A 15,154-nucleotide genomic window follows, 5' to 3' on the forward strand; every position below is an offset into this window, starting at 1 on the left:
CAGCAAAATCGCAGTATCCGACAAGGCGATTGATCGAAATCAATTCGCCCGTTCTCGCCCTTGCCTATCGTTAGCCTGCTGAGAACCAAGTGAGTGAGGATGGTTTCTTGGCCAGGGAGCGACGCGGGACTGGACGAGCCAGCCTCGACCTTTCCGGCCATGAAGCATCGGCGTTGCGTGACGGATCGAGCGCCCAAAGGCAGCCCGCAGCCCGTGTCGGGCCGGGCGATGCCACCCGCTCGCCAGCCTATCGCCTCGCCCTTCTCACCACATACTGGCCAACGCGCTCCACCAGGAACGCAAACTGGAGCCGAGAACCGTGAACAAGATTTTGAAATTGAACACACGCGACAAGACCACTCTGCTCAGGACGCCTTTCATGGCATCTCTCGGTGCGAGCGCGCAGGCGCGCATGCTCGAGATCGCGACGGTCATGAGTTACGAAGCGCGCGACATCCTGTTCCGCGAGGGCGAGGCGGCGGACAGCTTCTATTGCGTCTTGAACGGCTATGTCCGGCTGTTCAGACTGAACAAGGACGGCCGGGAAGCGGATATCCGCATCTGCGGGCCCGGCGACACCTTTGCCGAATGCCTGCTGGCGATGGGTGACCACTATCTCTACAATTCACAGGCCGCCGAAACCATTACGGTTGCGCGCTTCGAGTTGCAGAAGGTGCGCGCCTTGGCCGAGCAGGAAAAGGACGTCGCCAAGGCCATCATCCAGTGCCTGTCGAACCATTTGCGAAACACGATGGACTGTATTGCCAACGATCGGCTGCAGACCGCGCCGCAGCGCGTCGCCCACTACCTGCTGGACAACTGCCCGCAGGAAGGAAGTTCCGCCTCGATCCGCCTGCCCTTCCAGAAGAGCCTGCTGGCCGGGAAGCTGGGCCTTGCCCCGGAAGCCCTGTCGCGCGCGTTTTCGTCGCTCCGCCGCGCCGGCGTGACCGTCCGCGGACGGATCATCCAGATTTCGGACATCAGTGCGCTGAAGCAGATCTGAGCGCTATTCTCCCAAGCATCGAGGGGAACGGGCTGGCCCTTAAAGCCCGCCCGTTTCCTTGAGAAAGCGAACGATCTCGTCGACCCCCTCGCCGCGCTTCATGTCGGTGAAGACGAAGGGCCGCGCGGCGCGCATGCGCCCGGCATCGCCCTCCATCACGGCAAGGTCGACGCCGACATGGGGCGCGAGATCCTTCTTGTTGATCACCAGAAGGTCCGAGCGGGTGATGCCCGGCCCGCCCTTGCGCGGGATTTCCTCGCCTTGGCAGACGGAAATGACATAGATCGTCACGTCGGCAAGGTCGGGCGAGAAGGTCGCGGCGAGATTGTCGCCGCCGGATTCGATGAACACCAGGTCGAGATCGGGAATGCGGGCGTTGAGATCGGCAATAGCCCTCAGGTTGATCGAGGCATCCTCGCGGATCGCCGTGTGCGGGCAGCCGCCGGTCTCGACCCCGACGACGCGGTCGGATGACAAGGCCTGCATGCGGATCAGCGCATCGGCATCCTCGCGCGTGTAGATGTCATTGGTGACGACCGCGACGGAATAGTCGTCGCGCATCGCCTTGCACAGTTTTTCGGTGAGCGCCGTCTTGCCGGAACCAACCGGCCCGCCGATGCCGACCCGCAAGGGACCATTTTCAGATTTCATGCTGCCGTTCCTGTCTTTCTCATTTTGTGTTCCGACGCCCCCTCATGATTGGAAAAGCCGGGAATACTGGACCTCGTGCCGCATCGACAGCATGTCGGCGATCACGGTCGCCGAACCGAGATCGTCGAGTCCGAGGGCGCGGACCTGTTCCGCCTGGCCGAGAATGGGCGGCTCGAGGCGAGCGATTATCGCGACCCCTTGTGTCTGGCCGATGATGCCGAGCCGGATCGCCGCCGAGACAAGTTGGCCGCACTGGGCTTGCAGGAAGGCCACCAGCGTCTCGCCGAGGGACACGCCATTGGCCGCGGCGATAGCGCCGACGGCGACGCCATAGACCGTGTTGGAAGCGAGCAAGGCCAGGACCGGCTGCGGCCAGGCGGAGGCGGCGGCCAGAAACGCGTCCCCCTGCCGCACCGCCTCCTGATGGCGCTCGGCGGAGCCCGCCAGAGCAGCCGCAAGCGATGCGACCTCGGACAAACGGTCCGGCTGGTCGAAGGCACGGTGGGCCTCGGCCAGGAGGATCGCGTCATTGCGCAGCGCACCGGAAACCAGCAACGCCTCAAGCCAAGCTGCAAGTTCGCCTGCGCCGGAGACATGCCCCTCGACGACCGCCGCCTCCAGCCCGCCGGAATAGGCAAAGCCGCCGACCGGAAAGGCCGGCGACAACCAGGTCATCAGCCGGATCAGGCTTTGCGGATTGCCGGCACCGGCCAGGCGTTCAGGCATGGTCGTGATTGTGGTTGGAATGTCCGCCGCCATGGGAATGATAGGCCCCGCGCATCGGCTGGAAGCGTTCCGTCACCTCGGTCACGGTCGCGCCCAGACCGGTCAGCATGTCACGGATCACGTGATCGCGGAGAATGAGGATGCGCTCCTCCTCGATCTGCGCCGGCAGGTGACGATTACCCAGATGCCAGGCGAGTTCTACGAGGTGCAGCCGGTCTCGTGGAATGACCTCGAAGAGTTTCTCCTCGGCCGCCCTGACCTCGATGGCATTGCCGTCATCCAGCAGCAGCAGGTCGCCATGGGCGAGAAGCACCGGCTGCTTGAGGTCGAGCATGACCATGTCGCCATCCTCGAGGTGCAACAGCTTGCGCCGCAGATGCCGCTCGTCATGGGCAAGCGTGACGGAGCCGGCGATCGTCTCGTCGGACGTCCCGGCAGGGAGATAGGTGGTAACGCGACGCATGGTTTTCCCGAACTGGTTATTTTTCAACCATGCAAAAACAAGAGGCAAACAGCAAGCTGAAGTTTCAGCCTGCCACCGGGACCGGTTCGCCGATGAACGGGTTCATGCCGGCGGCACTCGCCTCGACGCCAGGCTTGTCGCACCTGTCGCAATTGCCTTCCTCCGTCTCGTGTACCACGCGATTGCGCCCTCCGGCCTTGGCCCGGTAAAGGGCGCAATCGGCTGCGGAATAGACGCTTTCGGGGCGAAGATCCGAGGCGAATTCGGCGATGCCGGCCGAAATTGTCGTGTGGATGGCCGCGCCGTCACAGCGGATCACCCGCGCTTCGACGAGGTTGCGGGCCCGCTCAACCAGGCCGATACGCTGCGCGAGACCGCCGCCCCGGATGATCACGCCGAATTCCTCGCCGCCCAGCCGCGCGATCAGGTGTTCGTCTTCGAATACTTCCCGCAGGATGCCGGCCACCGACCTGATCACCTCGTCGCCGGCGCAATGGCCATGGCCGTCATTGACCGCCTTGAAGCGATCGATATCGAGGATCGCCAGCGACGCTCCCGGACCGGTTTCCGCCAGGGCGGCATTGAAGGCGCGCCGATTGAGGAGTCCCGACAGCATGTCCGTCCGGCTGAGGCGTTCGAATTCCGCGCGCGACACCGACAGCTCCCGAATCACATGGCCGGTTAACAGCGCCAGCGCTCCGGACACGGCACCGCCGAACAGCCATGAGCCGGCGACGGACAGCTTGACCGCATCCGCCAACGACAAGGGCATGAGCCCGAGCGCATAGCCAAGCGGCAGGACGGCAAGATTGAACAGAAAAGCGAGCAGCACTGCCCGAAAGGTCATCTTGAGGGCAAAATTATAGACCGCGCCCCGGCTGTCGAAATTGCCGAGATCGACCTGAAGCGACATCCATCGTCTAAGCATATCCACCGCGCCGCCCCCTGTTCCTGCAGCACTGATCGATTAGGCTCGTTCCCTTGGCCAATTGCTAATCAAAACACTAAAATGCCGATGAAAGCCAAAATAGTCTGGGAATGCCCATTGGCCAATATTGATAACCTTTGATTGCAGATATTACAACATTCGACCAACCGCAATCCGTCTGCGGAAAGGGTCTGATCCCCGAAAAATCCGCCCTATTTTGGTCGATCGTCTACCTAGGACTATGATTTGCATAAAACTTTCAAGTTGCCGCCGGCGATGAAACGTAAAATGCCTAGTATTAACATCGTCGCGGGCGAGCCATGTTCGACAACCCTGCCGCGTTAACGAAAACAGGCCCGGGCGAGACCGGGCCTGATCAATAGAAATTCCGGTGCGAAATGCCTCAGGCGGCAATCTTCGCCTTCAGCTTTTCCATGATGTTCTGCGGCGAGGAGACGCCATAGGGATCGCTGTCGCAATTGTCCGAATAGCCCTCTTCCTCGAACCACTGCTCGACGAGGCCATCATTGATGATGGCGGCGTAGCGCCAGGAGCGCATGCCGAAGCCGAGATTGTCCTTGTGCACGAGCATGCCCATCTTGCGGGTGAACTCGCCCGAACCGTCCGGGATCAGCTTGACGTTGTCGAGGTTCTGCGACTTGCCCCAGGCATTCATGACGAAGGCGTCGTTGACCGAGATGCAATAGATCTCGTCGATGCCTTCGGCCTTGAACTCCGGATACATCTTTTCAAAGTCCGGCAGCTGGAAGGTCGAGCAGGTCGGGGTGAAGGCACCCGGCAGCGAGAACAGGATGACGCGCTTGCCCTTGAAATAGTCGGCCGACGTCATGTCCTGCCAGCGAAACGGGTTGGCCCCGCCCACCGATTCGTCGCGAACGCGGGTGCGGAAGGTGACATCGGGAACTTTCTTGCCGATCAGCATGGCAATCTCCTTGGGAATAGAAAACTTGGCCTGCCCCATGAAATCAGGGCGATAGGCTCTGAGAATTAGAACTAACCCAAAAATGTTTGCAGTGCAGCATGAAACCACTGAGCCAAAGCGTCGCATGGCAGCAATGCGCTCAGCGCATAACCGTCGGGTTTGAACGAAAGCTAAGGCCGCGCATGAGCCCGTTTGCCGGGCACGCGCGGTGTCAGAGGCTCAGAACAGGAAATAACGCTGCGCCATCGGCAGGACGGTCGCCGGTTCACAGGTCAAAAGTTCCCCGTCGGCGCGAACCTCGTAGGTTTCCGGATCGACTTCCACATGCGGGGTCAGGTCGTTGAGGATCATCGACTTCTTGGAAATGCCACCGCGGGTGTTCTTCACCGCTACCAGTTGCTTGGCGACCCCAAGCCGTCCGGCGAGGCCGGCATCGAGCGAGGCCTGGGAAACGAAGGTGACGGAGGAGTTGGTGCGCGCCTTGCCATAGGCGCCGAACATCGGCCGGTAGTGGACCGGCTGCGGCGTCGGGATAGAGGCATTCGGATCGCCCATCGGGGCGGCCGCGATCGTGCCGCCCAGGAGTACCATGCTCGGCTTGACGCCGAAGAAGGCGGGATCCCAGATGACCAGATCGGCACGTTTGCCGACCTCGACCGAGCCGATCTCGTGGCTCAGACCCTGGGCGATCGCCGGATTGATCGTGTATTTGGCGATGTAGCGGCGGACGCGGAAATTGTCGTTGTCGCCGGTCTCCTCAGACAGCCGCCCACGCTGACGCTTCATCTTGTCGGCAGTCTGCCAGGTGCGGATCGCCACTTCGCCGACGCGGCCCATGGCCTGGCTGTCCGACGAGATGATCGAAAACGCGCCGATGTCGTGCAGGATGTCCTCCGCCGCGATCGTTTCCTTGCGGATGCGGCTTTCGGCAAAGGCGATGTCTTCCGGGATCGACGACGACAGGTGATGGCAGACCATCAGCATGTCGAGATGCTCGGCGATCGTGTTGACCGTGTAGGGCCGCGTCGGATTGGTCGACGAGGGGATAACGTTCATCTGGCCGCAGATCTTGATGATGTCCGGCGCATGGCCGCCGCCCGCCCCTTCGGTGTGGAAGGCGTGGATGGTGCGGCCGCGGATCGCGCCGATCGAATCCTCGACGAAGCCGCTCTCGTTCAGCGTGTCGGTGTGAATCATCACCTGCACGTCATACTGGTCGGCGACCGTCAGGCAGCAGTCGATGGCGGCCGGTGTCGTGCCCCAGTCCTCGTGCAGCTTGAGCGAGGAAGCGCCGCCGAGGATCATCTCCTCGAGCGCGCCGGGCAGCGAGGCATTGCCCTTGCCGGCAAAGGCGAGGTTCATCGGGAAGGCGTCCGCCGCCTCGATCATCCGGGCGATATGCCAGGGGCCGGGCGTGCAGGTGGTAGCGAGCGTGCCATGCGCCGGCCCGGTGCCGCCGCCGAGCATGGTGGTGAGCCCCGACATCAGCGCCTCTTCGATCTGCTGCGGGCAGATGAAGTGGATATGGCTGTCCATGCCGCCGGCCGTGACGATCTTGCCTTCACCGGCGATCGCCTCCGTGCCGGGTCCGACGATGATGGTCACGCCCGGCTGGGTGTCCGGATTGCCGGCCTTGCCGATCGCGGCGATGCGACCGTCCTTCAGCCCGATATCGGCCTTGACGATGCCCCAGTGGTCGACGATCAGCGCATTGGTGATGACGGTGTCGACCGCGCCGTGGGCGCGCGTCACCTGGCTCTGGCCCATGCCGTCGCGGATGACCTTGCCGCCGCCGAACTTCACCTCGTCGCCATAGGTGGTGAAATCCTTCTCCACCTCGATGAACAGTTCGGTGTCGGCCAGCCGCACCTTGTCGCCGGTGGTCGGTCCGAACATCGAGGCATAGGCCTTGCGGGACATCTTGTAGGGCATGGCGGTCAGGCTCCTTGGGAGAGGGAGGATGCGGTGTCTGTGTTGAGCCGCACCAGCTTGCCGGAGGCCACATGGGACTCGATCAACTGGCGCTCGGCGGAAAAGGGGTGGCCGTCCCAGCCCTGGTGGCTGAAGCCGGCAAGAAAGATCTGGTCCCGGTCATGCCCTGGATCGGCGAGCACGTCGGCAAGCACCTGCGCCACGACGATCACGCCGCTGCTCGGCACCACATAGGGGCCGGGCTCATAGGCCAGAAGCGCCCGCTCGACAGCCTCATGCACATCGCGCGACAAGACCCGGTGGCGCTTGTCGCAGGCTTCGGCGGCCGCGGCGAACCCGGCCGTGTAATCGTCGCAGAAATCGTCGAGCTCGGGATGGCTGACAAGCAGCGATTGGCGCATCTCGACGAACTTTTCCGGATCGCGTACCGACCAGATTTCCGAGCAGGCGCTGACCGGCGGGCTCTCGAGCCAGGCGCCGGACAGCATGGCGCGCGCCGGCCGGCCCGTATTGCAAACGGCCACGACGTCCGTGCGGCTGCCGGCAGCTCCGAAGTTGCGGCACTCGTTGAAACGGATGACCCGGTCGGCGGCGTCGATTCTGGCCGCCGCCCCCTCCGGTACTTCTCCGTTCCCGACGATCATGATGCTCTGTCCCATCTCTCTCCGATCGTCAGTTGCCGAAGCCGTTGACGAGGTCTTCCAGCTCCGCCGTCCGCTTGCGCGTCAGGTCGGCCAGGCAGAGCTCGATGATGGCGGGCTCAAGCGTGCCGCCACGCACCGAAAAGCCTTCGACGTCGCAATGGGCATCGCGATACTGGATCCACGCCCTCTGCGCCTTCATCAGGGCATCGACGCCGCCGCGCTGATCCTCGTCGAGCGCGGCGTCCCAGTCGGCAACGGCCTTCTTGGTCTTGGGCCATTGCTCGTTGAGCGCCTTGTCCGCCGCCTCATGCTCCTGCACGGCGCAGAGGGTCATCTCCGACTGGGTGACCGCATCCTCGCACTTGATGATCGGCTCCTCCTCGGCCGAGACCGGCAGGGCCATCAGCGTGGCAAGGCCTCCAATTGCCAGCAGTCGCGTCATCGTCTTCACCCGCCGCATCAGAGAGCCCCCATGACCTTCTGCCGGAAACCGTAGACCTCCCGCTTGCCGGAAAGGGGGATCAACGTAACCTGCCGCGTCTGGCCGGGCTCGAAGCGCACGGCGGTTCCGGCCGGAATGTCGAGCCGCATGCCGCGCGCCGTGTCGCGGTCGAAGGAAAGCCCGGCATTGGTCTCGAAGAAATGATAGTGGCTGCCGACCTGCACCGGACGGTCGCCGGTGTTGGACACTTCGATCGTCACGGTCGGCTGACCGGCATTGAGTTCGATCTCGCCGTCGGCGGCAATGATTTCACCGGGGATCATGGACAGTCCCTCCCTTGATCAGGCGGCCTTGACGGGCTTGCAGCCCTCGGCCTTGAAGACGCGTATGGTCGACGCTGGATTGTTTACGAGTTTCGTGGCCAGCCAGATCGGTCGGCGCACCAGTTCCCCGCCGCAGTTCGGGCAGAAGCCGGCGAGCACGCGCGCCGCGCAGTCGCTGCAGAAGGTGCATTCGAAGCTGCAGATCAGCGCGTCGCGGCTTTCCGGCGGCAGGTCCCGGTCGCAGCATTCGCAATTGGGCCGAAGTGCCAGCATAAGTCTCCTCAGCGGATCGGTTCGTGGACGGTCACCAGCTTGGTGCCGTCGGGAAAGGTCGCCTCGACCTGCACGTCGTGGATCATCTCGGCGATGCCCTCCATGACCTGGTCACGGGTGATGACATGGGCACCGGCCTCCATCAACTCGGCCACCGGACGGCCGTCACGCGCCCCCTCGACGACGAAATCGCTGATCAGCGCGATGGCTTCCGGGTAGTTGAGCTTGACGCCCCGCTCCAGCCGGCGCCGCGCCACCATGGCCGCCATGGCGATCAGCAGTTTGTCTTTTTCCCTCGGGCTCAGGTTCATGACCGCTCCACGTTCTTGATCACTGTCATAGATTCCAGACTTTCGGCACTGACGCCCCGCCGCGCAAGACGGAAATCACCGGGATCAGGCTTTTTCGCAAGGTGTACCCATCTTCGGCCGCAAGCCGGGCGACCAGCTTCCCGTTCCACTGGCTGGCGCCGCACAAGCTATCGCCGAGCGCGGCGCGCACCTTGGGCAGCAGTGCCTCGCAAAGCGGTCCGGTGTAGAGCACGGTGGCAAAGGCGACCTTGCCGGCAAGCACGGCCGCCGAAGCCGTTAGCCCAGCCACATCACCCTCCATGCGCAGGTCCTCGGCATGGATCAGCCGGCCGCAGCGGCGGATGCGCCAGCGGTCGCGCACCATGCCCTCAGCCATGGCCTCGCCCATGGCCTTGCGGCCGAGCAGGATCGCCTCGACGGCGACGAATTCGGCGCTCTCGTCGAGATCGACCTCGAGCCGGCGCGACAGCGCTGCATTGTCGAAGAGAATGGATTCCTGGGGCAGCCAGTGGACCTTTGACCCGGCGGCGGCCTCGATGCGGGTGACGACTTCGGCTGCGCCGGCAGAGGCCTTGTAGACCTTTTCGCAGGCCTGGGTGGTCGCGGTCAGGAACGTGTCGGGACCGGCGGAAAACGACCAGTCCATGCGGTCCCCGCCGGTCAGCCCGCCGGCGGTGTTGATGATGACCGCCTCCATTTCGGCGGTGAAGGTCTGCGGCAGGCGGATCTTGGCCGCCCCCTCCTGATAAAGCTCGGCGAGGCGCGTGCGCCCGCCGAGCGGCTTGGTCACAAGCCTTCCGACGCCCCGGGCGCGCTGAGGTCTGGTTTGACTGGCTGTCTGCACGCTGTTCCCTGCCCGCCCTTGTTGTTCGTGGCGGTTGTTGTCGTGTCGGTGCAGGTCGCCTTGGCGCTCGACGCGGCCATCAGCTCCCCTCCCGCACTGCGAAAGAAGTCCCACATTCTGCCGGTAGCATCAACCTCCCGGATCGCGTCTTCCCCGGTCGAGGCAAGGCGGAAGCGGATATTTCTTCCCGGCCAGTCGTGGGTGGCATCGGCGATCACATAGGACATCACGCTGGCCCCGGCCCGGCAGCCGGGATAGGTCGTGACGGTCACGGCCTCACCCTTGTCGGTAAGTGCGCGATCGTCGCAACCGTTGAGCTCGGCCCAACGCTTGACCGCGACCTCACCGCCATATTGCCAATAGGGCTTGCCGCCGCCGGCAAACGGATTGACGTGATCCTTCAACCCGGAAAAGGCGATGATCGAGATCGGCTTGGCCGGCTGGCAGCTCGTCTTGAGCGGCCGCCAGACACCGTCCTCCTGCTCCGGATAGCCGGCACGCAGGCCCATGACGAAGCCGGCCGCGGCAAAATCGCCGTGGCCGTCGCAGACATATTGCGACAGCATCCGCCCGCCGCCGGAATAGCCGGAGGCGTAGATCCGGGCCGGATCGACGCAGAAGCTCTTCTTCGCCGTCTCGACCGCATCCGCGATGAATTGGCCTTCGTCGAGACCGTTGCCGCGGCTGACGCCGGGCAGCGGATTGACCCCCGGCACGTTCCACGCATGGGTACCCGGCACGCTGCCGTCGAGACTACCCTGAAGTGCCATGACGATGAAACCCTCGCGCTCGGCCACCTCGTCCCAGCGGCTGCGGTTCATCTGGCCGTCCGGATGGCTGTTGGAGCCGTGAAAGTCGAAGACCAGCGGCAGCTTGCGCTTTCCGTCATAGGCGGAAGGGATGAAATAGACCGCCGACCGTTCGATCCCGTCGGACTGGATGGACAGATCGTGCCGGCCGGCCGGCAAGGCTTCGCCGCAGCCCGAGGCCGATGCGCCTTCCGCAAGCCCGAGAAAGGAAAAGATCGCCGTCGCGAGCAGGCCAACGGTTTTGCCGCCCCGCAGACGGTTCGGAACCGTGCTGGTTGTCATGGCTATGCCTTCTGTTAGCAGATGCGTGTCCATACCACGCTGATCCCCAGCATCAACCATATTTCACTAATAATTCATCAACCCTGCTTTGCAGGATCATACAGTCAGGTGGCGGCGCGCCTCGGCCGTGTCCAGCGTTTCGGCCGCACCTTCGTGAACGATTTCGCCACGATCCATGATGTAGACATGGTCGGCGAGTTCGCGGCAGAAATCGAGATATTGCTCGACCAGCAGGATCGCCATGCCGGTGGAATCGCGCAGATATTGGATCGCCCGGCCGATATCCTTGATGATCGACGGCTGGATGCCCTCGGTCGGCTCGTCGAGCACCAGGATCCTGGGCCGCGTCACCATGGCCCGGCCGATGGCGAGCTGCTGCTGCTGCCCGCCCGAAAGATCGCCGCCGCGCCGCGACAGCATGGTTTGCAGGACCGGGAAAAGGCTGAAGATTTCGTCCGGAATGGCGCGTTCCTTGCGTGGCAGCGGCGCATAACCGGTCTCGAGATTTTCCTTGACCGTCAGGAGCGGAAAGATTTCCCGCCCCTGCGGCACATAGCCGATGCCGGCCCGCGCCCGGTTGAACGGCGCCATGCCGTTGAGCGTCACGCCGTCGAAGGCGATCGTACCCGCCGAGACGCCATGCTGGCCGGTGACGGCGCGCAGGAGCGACGACTTGCCCACGCCGTTGCGGCCGAGCACGCAGGTGATCTTGCCCATCTCCGCCTTGATGGAGACGCCCCTGAGCGCCTGGGCGGCGCCGTAGTGGAGGTTGATGTTGTCGACTTTCAGCATGGGTTCGTCCCCCGAATAAGCAAGAAAAAGACCCCCTCTGGCCTGCCGGCCATCTCCCCCACAAGGGGGGAGAGACCGGGCCGATAGCGTCTGCCCCAAAAGCCGAGACCGGCGGCGGAGACAGCCCCTCCCCCTTGTGGGGAGGGGTTGGGGAGGGGAAAAGCACGCCTCATCATCCTCACCGCCCCAGATAGTTCTCGATCACCTTCGGATCGGCCGAGACGAAATCGATCGAGCCTTCGGCCAGCACCGAACCTTCGGCAAGACACGTCACCTTCACCCCGAGATCGCGGATGAAGCCCATGTCGTGTTCGACGACGACGACGGAGCGGGTCTTGGCGATTTCCTTGAGCAGGATCGCCGTTTCCGCGGTTTCGGCATCGGTCATGCCGGCCACCGGCTCGTCGACCAGAAGCAGCTTGGGTTCCTGCGCGAGCAGCATGCCGATCTCCAGCCATTGCTTCTGGCCATGGCTGAGATTGGCGGCGAGATCGCCCTTTCGCGCCGTCAGCCGCACGGTTTCGAGGATCTCCTCGATGCGCGTCTTGTCCTCGGCCGTCAGCCGGTAGAACAGCGTGCCGAACACGCCGCGGTCGCGGTTGAGCGCCAGTTCGAGATTGTCCCAGACGGTATGGCTCTCGAACACGGTCGGCTTCTGGAACTTGCGGCCGATGCCGAGCTGGGCGATTTCGGCCTCGTCCTTCTTGGTGAGATCCACCTCACCATTGAAGAACACCTCGCCGCTATCGGGCCGGGTCTTGCCGGTGATGATGTCCATCATCGTCGTCTTGCCGGCGCCGTTCGGGCCGATGATCGCCCGCAACTCCCCGGGCTCGACGACGAAGGACAGCGAATTCAATGCCTTGAAGCCGTCGAAGGAGACGGACACGCCGTCGAGATAGAGGATGCTCGTCGGTTTCCTGTCACTCATGGCCTTCACTCCGCCGCCTGGCCGACCGGCAGCGCCGCGTCGGATGCCTTGTCATTGTTGGCGGCATCGTCCGCCGCCTTGCGGTCCCGGCGCGCCGCGTGGCGCTGCTGGATCGTGCCGACGACGCCCTTCGGCAGGAACAGCGTCACCCCGATGAACAGCCCGCCGAGCGCGAACAGCCAGAGTTCCGGAAACGCGCCGGTGAAATAGCTCTTTCCGGCATTGACCATCAGCGCACCGATGATCGGCCCGATCAGCGTGCCGCGCCCGCCGACGGCGGTCCACACCACCACTTCGATCGAGTTGGCTGGCGCGAACTCGCCCGGATTGATGATTCCGACCTGCGGCACGAACAGCGCGCCGGCAATGCCCGCCATCATCGCCGAGACGGTGAAGGTGAAGAGCTTGATGTTCTCGACCCGGTAGCCGAGGAAGCGCACGCGGCTTTCGGCATCGCGCACGCCGACCAGAACCTTGCCGAACTTGGAGCGCACAATCGCCGACGAGATCACCAGGCAGAGCGACAGCATGATCGCCGAGAGCGCGAACAGCACGGCGCGAGTTCCGTCGGCCTGGACGTTGAAGCCGATGATTTCCTTGAAGTCGGTCAAGCCGTTATTGCCGCCGAAGCCCATGTCATTGCGGAAGAAGGCCAAGAGCAGCGCATAGGTCATCGCCTGGGTGATGATCGAGAGATAAACGCCGTTGACGCGGGAGCGGAAGGCGAACCAGCCGAAGACGAAGGCAAGCAGGCCGGGCACGACCAGCACCATCAGCATGGCGAACCAGAACATGTCCAAGCCGTGCCAGAACCACGGCAGTTCCTTCCAGTTGAGGAAGACCATGAAGTCCGGCAGGATCGGATTGCCATAGACGCCGCGGCTGCCGATCTGGCGCATCAGGTACATGCCCATGGCATAGCCGCCGAGCGCGAAGAAGGCCCCGTGGCCGAGCGAGAGAATGCCGCAATAGCCCCAGACCAGGTCGAGCGCCAGCGCCAGAAGCGCGTAGCAGAGATACTTGCCCATCAACGACACGGCATAGGTCGGGATGTGGAAGACGCTGTCCGCCGGGGTGAGCAGGTTGAGCGCCGGGACGATGAGCGCGACGCCGAGAAGAATGGCGACGGCGACGAGGATCTTGCCTTCGAGTGCCCTGAAGATGAAGCCCGTGATCATGCTTCCACCGCCCTTCCCTTGAGCGCGAAGAGCCCGCGCGGCCGCTTCTGGATGAAGAGAATGATCAGCACGAGCACGAGGATCTTGCCGAGCACGGCGCCGACCGAGGGTTCGAGGAACTTGTTGAGCACGCCGAGCGACAGCGCGCCGACAAACGTGCCCCAGAGATTGCCCACGCCGCCGAACACCACGACCATGAATGAGTCGATGATATAGGCCTGGCCGAGGTTCGGGCTGACATTGTCGATCTGGCTGAGCGCCACCCCGGCGATCCCGGCGATGCCGGAGCCGAGCGCGAAGGTGAAGGCGTCGACCCACGGGGTGCGGATGCCCATCGATGATGCCATGCGGCGGTTCTGGGTGACGGCGCGCATCTGCAGGCCGAAGGCCGAGCGCTTCATCAGCGTCAGCAGGGCAAAGAAGATGGTGAGCGAGAACAGCACGATCCACATGCGGTTCCAGGTGATCGTCAGCCCGCCCAGATCAAACGATCCGGACATCCACGAGGGGTTGCCGACCTCCTGATTGGTGGGGCCGAAGATGGTGCGGATCGCCTGCTGCAGGATCAGCGAAATCCCCCAGGTGGCGAGCAGGGTTTCGAGCGGCCGGCCGTAGAGGAAGCGAATGACGCCGCGCTCGATCACGAGGCCAATGGCGGCGGTGACGAGGAAGGCGACCGGTAGCGCGACGGCCAGCGACCAGTCGAACAGACCCGGATAGGAGGTGCGGATCACCTGCTGGACCATGAAGGTGGAATAGGCGCCGATCATCACCATCTCGCCATGCGCCATGTTGATGATGCCCATCACGCCGAAGGTAATGGCAAGGCCGATGGCCGCGAGCAGCAGGACGGAACCGAGCGAGATGCCGTACCAGACGTTTTGCGCGGCATCCCACAGCGCCAGATCGCCCTCGATGGAGGCGATCGCCTTGTCGAGATCGGGTTTCAGGCTTGCCTCGATCGACGAGGACACGGTCATCAGGATGCCGATCGCCTCGCGCCCGCCGAGCGAGGCGACCATGTCGATGGCGGCACGCTTTTCCTCGACGGACCGGTCGGAGGCCAAAAGCGACACGGCGCGCGCCTCCTCCATGCGGGCCTTGACCTCGCTGTCGGTTTCCTTGGCGAGCGCCGCCTCGACGAGGTCGAGATTTTCCGCGCTCGGTGATTGCAGCACCTGCTGGGCCGCCTGAAGCCGGACCTCGCGATCGGGGCTCAGCAGCGTGAGCCCGCCGAGCGCTGAACGGATGGCGCGGCGCAGAGTGTTGTTGACCTTGATCTTGGTGAAGGCGCCCTTCGCTTCCTCGCCCACCACCTCGCCGGTCAGCGGATCGATGGCGGAGAGCTTGGCGCCGGCGGCCTTGGTGATGACGACCGCACCGTCCGCCTTGCGAACATAGAGATCGCCCTCGGCGAAGGCCTCGAGTGCCGGCACGACGCGGGCATCGCCCGTCGCGGCGAACTGCGTCAGCAGTTCCTCGGCCTGGCGGAAATTGGCCTTGCCCAGCGCGTTGATGAGATCCTTCGGGTCGCTCTGCGCCATGGAGGGCGCGGCGAGGGAGAGGAAGATGAAAACTAGTGTGATGAAACGAATGGGCATTCTTTTGTCCCCCGGATGGCGGGGCGGCGGTGCCTGAAAAGCCCCTCATCCGCCTGCCGGCACCTTCTCCCCGTGAAC

The 15,154-nt window shown here is 63.8% G+C and carries 18 protein-coding genes; 1 reads left to right on the plus strand and 17 read right to left on the minus strand.

What is annotated here, in order from left to right:
* Positions 1–379 precede the first annotated feature (379 nt).
* Positions 380–1,003, plus strand: a complete 624-nt coding sequence (locus RHIZ70P_RS06365; protein ID WP_181903961.1) for a Crp/Fnr family transcriptional regulator — start codon at positions 380–382, stop codon at positions 1,001–1,003.
* Positions 1,004–1,042: 39 nt separating this feature from the next.
* On the opposite strand, the gene ureG is transcribed toward RHIZ70P_RS06365, so the two are convergent.
* From ureG to urtB, 17 genes are all read right to left on the minus strand, one after another.
* Positions 1,043–1,654, minus strand: a complete 612-nt coding sequence (gene ureG / locus RHIZ70P_RS06370) for an urease accessory protein UreG (RefSeq protein ID WP_115669568.1) — start codon at positions 1,652–1,654, stop codon at positions 1,043–1,045.
* Positions 1,655–1,696: 42 nt separating this feature from the next.
* Positions 1,697–2,380 carry an urease accessory protein UreF gene (locus tag RHIZ70P_RS06375; protein WP_115669569.1) on the minus strand — a complete coding sequence of 228 codons (684 nt, stop codon included), beginning with the start codon at positions 2,378–2,380 and terminating at the stop codon, positions 1,697–1,699.
* Positions 2,373–2,843 (minus strand): urease accessory protein UreE, encoded by a 471-nt coding sequence (gene ureE / locus RHIZ70P_RS06380; RefSeq protein WP_115669570.1) that lies wholly within the window; start codon positions 2,841–2,843, stop codon positions 2,373–2,375. The genes RHIZ70P_RS06375 and ureE overlap by 8 nt, the downstream gene beginning before the upstream one ends.
* Positions 2,844–2,907: 64 nt before the next feature.
* Positions 2,908–3,771, minus strand: coding sequence for a GGDEF domain-containing protein (locus RHIZ70P_RS06385; RefSeq protein ID WP_235842164.1), 864 nt, complete (start codon positions 3,769–3,771; stop codon positions 2,908–2,910).
* A gap of 403 nt (positions 3,772–4,174) precedes the next feature.
* Positions 4,175–4,711: a peroxiredoxin gene (locus tag RHIZ70P_RS06390; RefSeq protein WP_181903980.1), complete on the minus strand. Its 537-nt coding sequence runs from the start codon at positions 4,709–4,711 to the stop codon at positions 4,175–4,177.
* A 222-nt stretch (positions 4,712–4,933) separates the two neighbouring features.
* A complete protein-coding gene (ureC, locus tag RHIZ70P_RS06395) occupies positions 4,934–6,646 on the minus strand; it encodes an urease subunit alpha (protein ID WP_115669573.1) in 1,713 nt (570 codons plus the stop codon).
* A 5-nt stretch (positions 6,647–6,651) separates the two neighbouring features.
* Positions 6,652–7,290 (minus strand): Urease operon accessory protein, encoded by a 639-nt coding sequence (locus tag RHIZ70P_RS06400; protein ID WP_115669953.1) that lies wholly within the window; start codon positions 7,288–7,290, stop codon positions 6,652–6,654.
* A 28-nt stretch (positions 7,291–7,318) separates the two neighbouring features.
* Positions 7,319–7,750, minus strand: a complete 432-nt coding sequence (locus tag RHIZ70P_RS06405; RefSeq protein ID WP_235842165.1) for a lysozyme inhibitor LprI family protein — start codon at positions 7,748–7,750, stop codon at positions 7,319–7,321.
* The gene (locus RHIZ70P_RS06410; RefSeq protein ID WP_115669574.1) at positions 7,750–8,055 is read right to left on the minus strand and encodes an urease subunit beta; all 306 of its coding nucleotides are present in this window, start codon (positions 8,053–8,055) and stop codon (positions 7,750–7,752) included. The genes RHIZ70P_RS06405 and RHIZ70P_RS06410 overlap by 1 nt, the downstream gene beginning before the upstream one ends.
* Positions 8,056–8,073: 18 nt before the next feature.
* Complete coding sequence (locus RHIZ70P_RS06415) at positions 8,074–8,328, minus strand: DUF1272 domain-containing protein (RefSeq protein ID WP_115669575.1); 255 nt, start codon at positions 8,326–8,328, stop codon at positions 8,074–8,076.
* Between the two features lie 8 nt (positions 8,329–8,336).
* The gene (locus RHIZ70P_RS06420) at positions 8,337–8,639 is read right to left on the minus strand and encodes an urease subunit gamma (RefSeq protein WP_115669576.1); all 303 of its coding nucleotides are present in this window, start codon (positions 8,637–8,639) and stop codon (positions 8,337–8,339) included.
* 25 nt (positions 8,640–8,664) lie between these two features.
* Positions 8,665–9,483 carry an urease accessory protein UreD gene (locus RHIZ70P_RS06425; protein WP_115669577.1) on the minus strand — a complete coding sequence of 273 codons (819 nt, stop codon included), beginning with the start codon at positions 9,481–9,483 and terminating at the stop codon, positions 8,665–8,667.
* Complete coding sequence (locus tag RHIZ70P_RS06430) at positions 9,426–10,574, minus strand: alpha/beta hydrolase family esterase (protein WP_115669578.1); 1,149 nt, start codon at positions 10,572–10,574, stop codon at positions 9,426–9,428. Before RHIZ70P_RS06430 ends, RHIZ70P_RS06425 begins: the two co-directional genes overlap by 58 nt.
* 96 nt (positions 10,575–10,670) lie before the next feature.
* Complete coding sequence (urtE, locus tag RHIZ70P_RS06435; protein ID WP_115669579.1) at positions 10,671–11,366, minus strand: urea ABC transporter ATP-binding subunit UrtE; 696 nt, start codon at positions 11,364–11,366, stop codon at positions 10,671–10,673.
* A gap of 178 nt (positions 11,367–11,544) precedes the next feature.
* Positions 11,545–12,297, minus strand: a complete 753-nt coding sequence (urtD, locus tag RHIZ70P_RS06440) for an urea ABC transporter ATP-binding protein UrtD (protein WP_115669580.1) — start codon at positions 12,295–12,297, stop codon at positions 11,545–11,547.
* A 5-nt stretch (positions 12,298–12,302) separates the two neighbouring features.
* Positions 12,303–13,475: an urea ABC transporter permease subunit UrtC gene (gene urtC, locus RHIZ70P_RS06445; RefSeq protein ID WP_115669581.1), complete on the minus strand. Its 1,173-nt coding sequence runs from the start codon at positions 13,473–13,475 to the stop codon at positions 12,303–12,305.
* The gene (urtB, locus tag RHIZ70P_RS06450; protein ID WP_115669582.1) at positions 13,472–15,076 is read right to left on the minus strand and encodes an urea ABC transporter permease subunit UrtB; all 1,605 of its coding nucleotides are present in this window, start codon (positions 15,074–15,076) and stop codon (positions 13,472–13,474) included. Before urtB ends, urtC begins: the two co-directional genes overlap by 4 nt.
* Positions 15,077–15,154 lie beyond the last annotated feature (78 nt).

It is taken from the genome of Paenirhizobium selenitireducens ATCC BAA-1503 (assembly GCF_900492185.1).
In the GTDB taxonomy this organism is placed as follows: domain Bacteria; phylum Pseudomonadota; class Alphaproteobacteria; order Rhizobiales; family Rhizobiaceae; genus Allorhizobium; species Allorhizobium selenitireducens_A.

Bases quoted from the DNA above. Each gene is read 5' to 3' on its own strand.
- RHIZ70P_RS06415 (WP_115669575.1), bottom strand. From the start codon at position 8,328: ATGCTGGCACTTCGGCCCAATTGCGAATGCTGCGACCGGGACCTGCCG.
- RHIZ70P_RS06405 (WP_235842165.1), bottom strand. From the start codon at position 7,750: ATGCGGCGGGTGAAGACGATGACGCGACTGCTGGCAATTGGAGGCCTT.
- RHIZ70P_RS06420 (WP_115669576.1), bottom strand. From the start codon at position 8,639: ATGAACCTGAGCCCGAGGGAAAAAGACAAACTGCTGATCGCCATGGCG.
- RHIZ70P_RS06365 (WP_181903961.1), top strand. From the start codon at position 380: ATGGCATCTCTCGGTGCGAGCGCGCAGGCGCGCATGCTCGAGATCGCG.
- ureE (WP_115669570.1), bottom strand. From the start codon at position 2,843: ATGCGTCGCGTTACCACCTATCTCCCTGCCGGGACGTCCGACGAGACG.
- urtC (WP_115669581.1), bottom strand. From the start codon at position 13,475: ATGATCACGGGCTTCATCTTCAGGGCACTCGAAGGCAAGATCCTCGTC.
- RHIZ70P_RS06430 (WP_115669578.1), bottom strand. From the start codon at position 10,574: ATGACAACCAGCACGGTTCCGAACCGTCTGCGGGGCGGCAAAACCGTT.
- urtB (WP_115669582.1), bottom strand. From the start codon at position 15,076: ATGCCCATTCGTTTCATCACACTAGTTTTCATCTTCCTCTCCCTCGCC.
- ureC (WP_115669573.1), bottom strand. From the start codon at position 6,646: ATGCCCTACAAGATGTCCCGCAAGGCCTATGCCTCGATGTTCGGACCG.
- RHIZ70P_RS06375 (WP_115669569.1), bottom strand. From the start codon at position 2,380: ATGCCTGAACGCCTGGCCGGTGCCGGCAATCCGCAAAGCCTGATCCGG.
- RHIZ70P_RS06410 (WP_115669574.1), bottom strand. From the start codon at position 8,055: ATGATCCCCGGTGAAATCATTGCCGCCGACGGCGAGATCGAACTCAAT.
- RHIZ70P_RS06385 (WP_235842164.1), bottom strand. From the start codon at position 3,771: ATGCTTAGACGATGGATGTCGCTTCAGGTCGATCTCGGCAATTTCGAC.
- urtD (WP_115669580.1), bottom strand. From the start codon at position 12,297: ATGAGTGACAGGAAACCGACGAGCATCCTCTATCTCGACGGCGTGTCC.
- RHIZ70P_RS06400 (WP_115669953.1), bottom strand. From the start codon at position 7,290: ATGATCGTCGGGAACGGAGAAGTACCGGAGGGGGCGGCGGCCAGAATC.
- ureG (WP_115669568.1), bottom strand. From the start codon at position 1,654: ATGAAATCTGAAAATGGTCCCTTGCGGGTCGGCATCGGCGGGCCGGTT.
- urtE (WP_115669579.1), bottom strand. From the start codon at position 11,366: ATGCTGAAAGTCGACAACATCAACCTCCACTACGGCGCCGCCCAGGCG.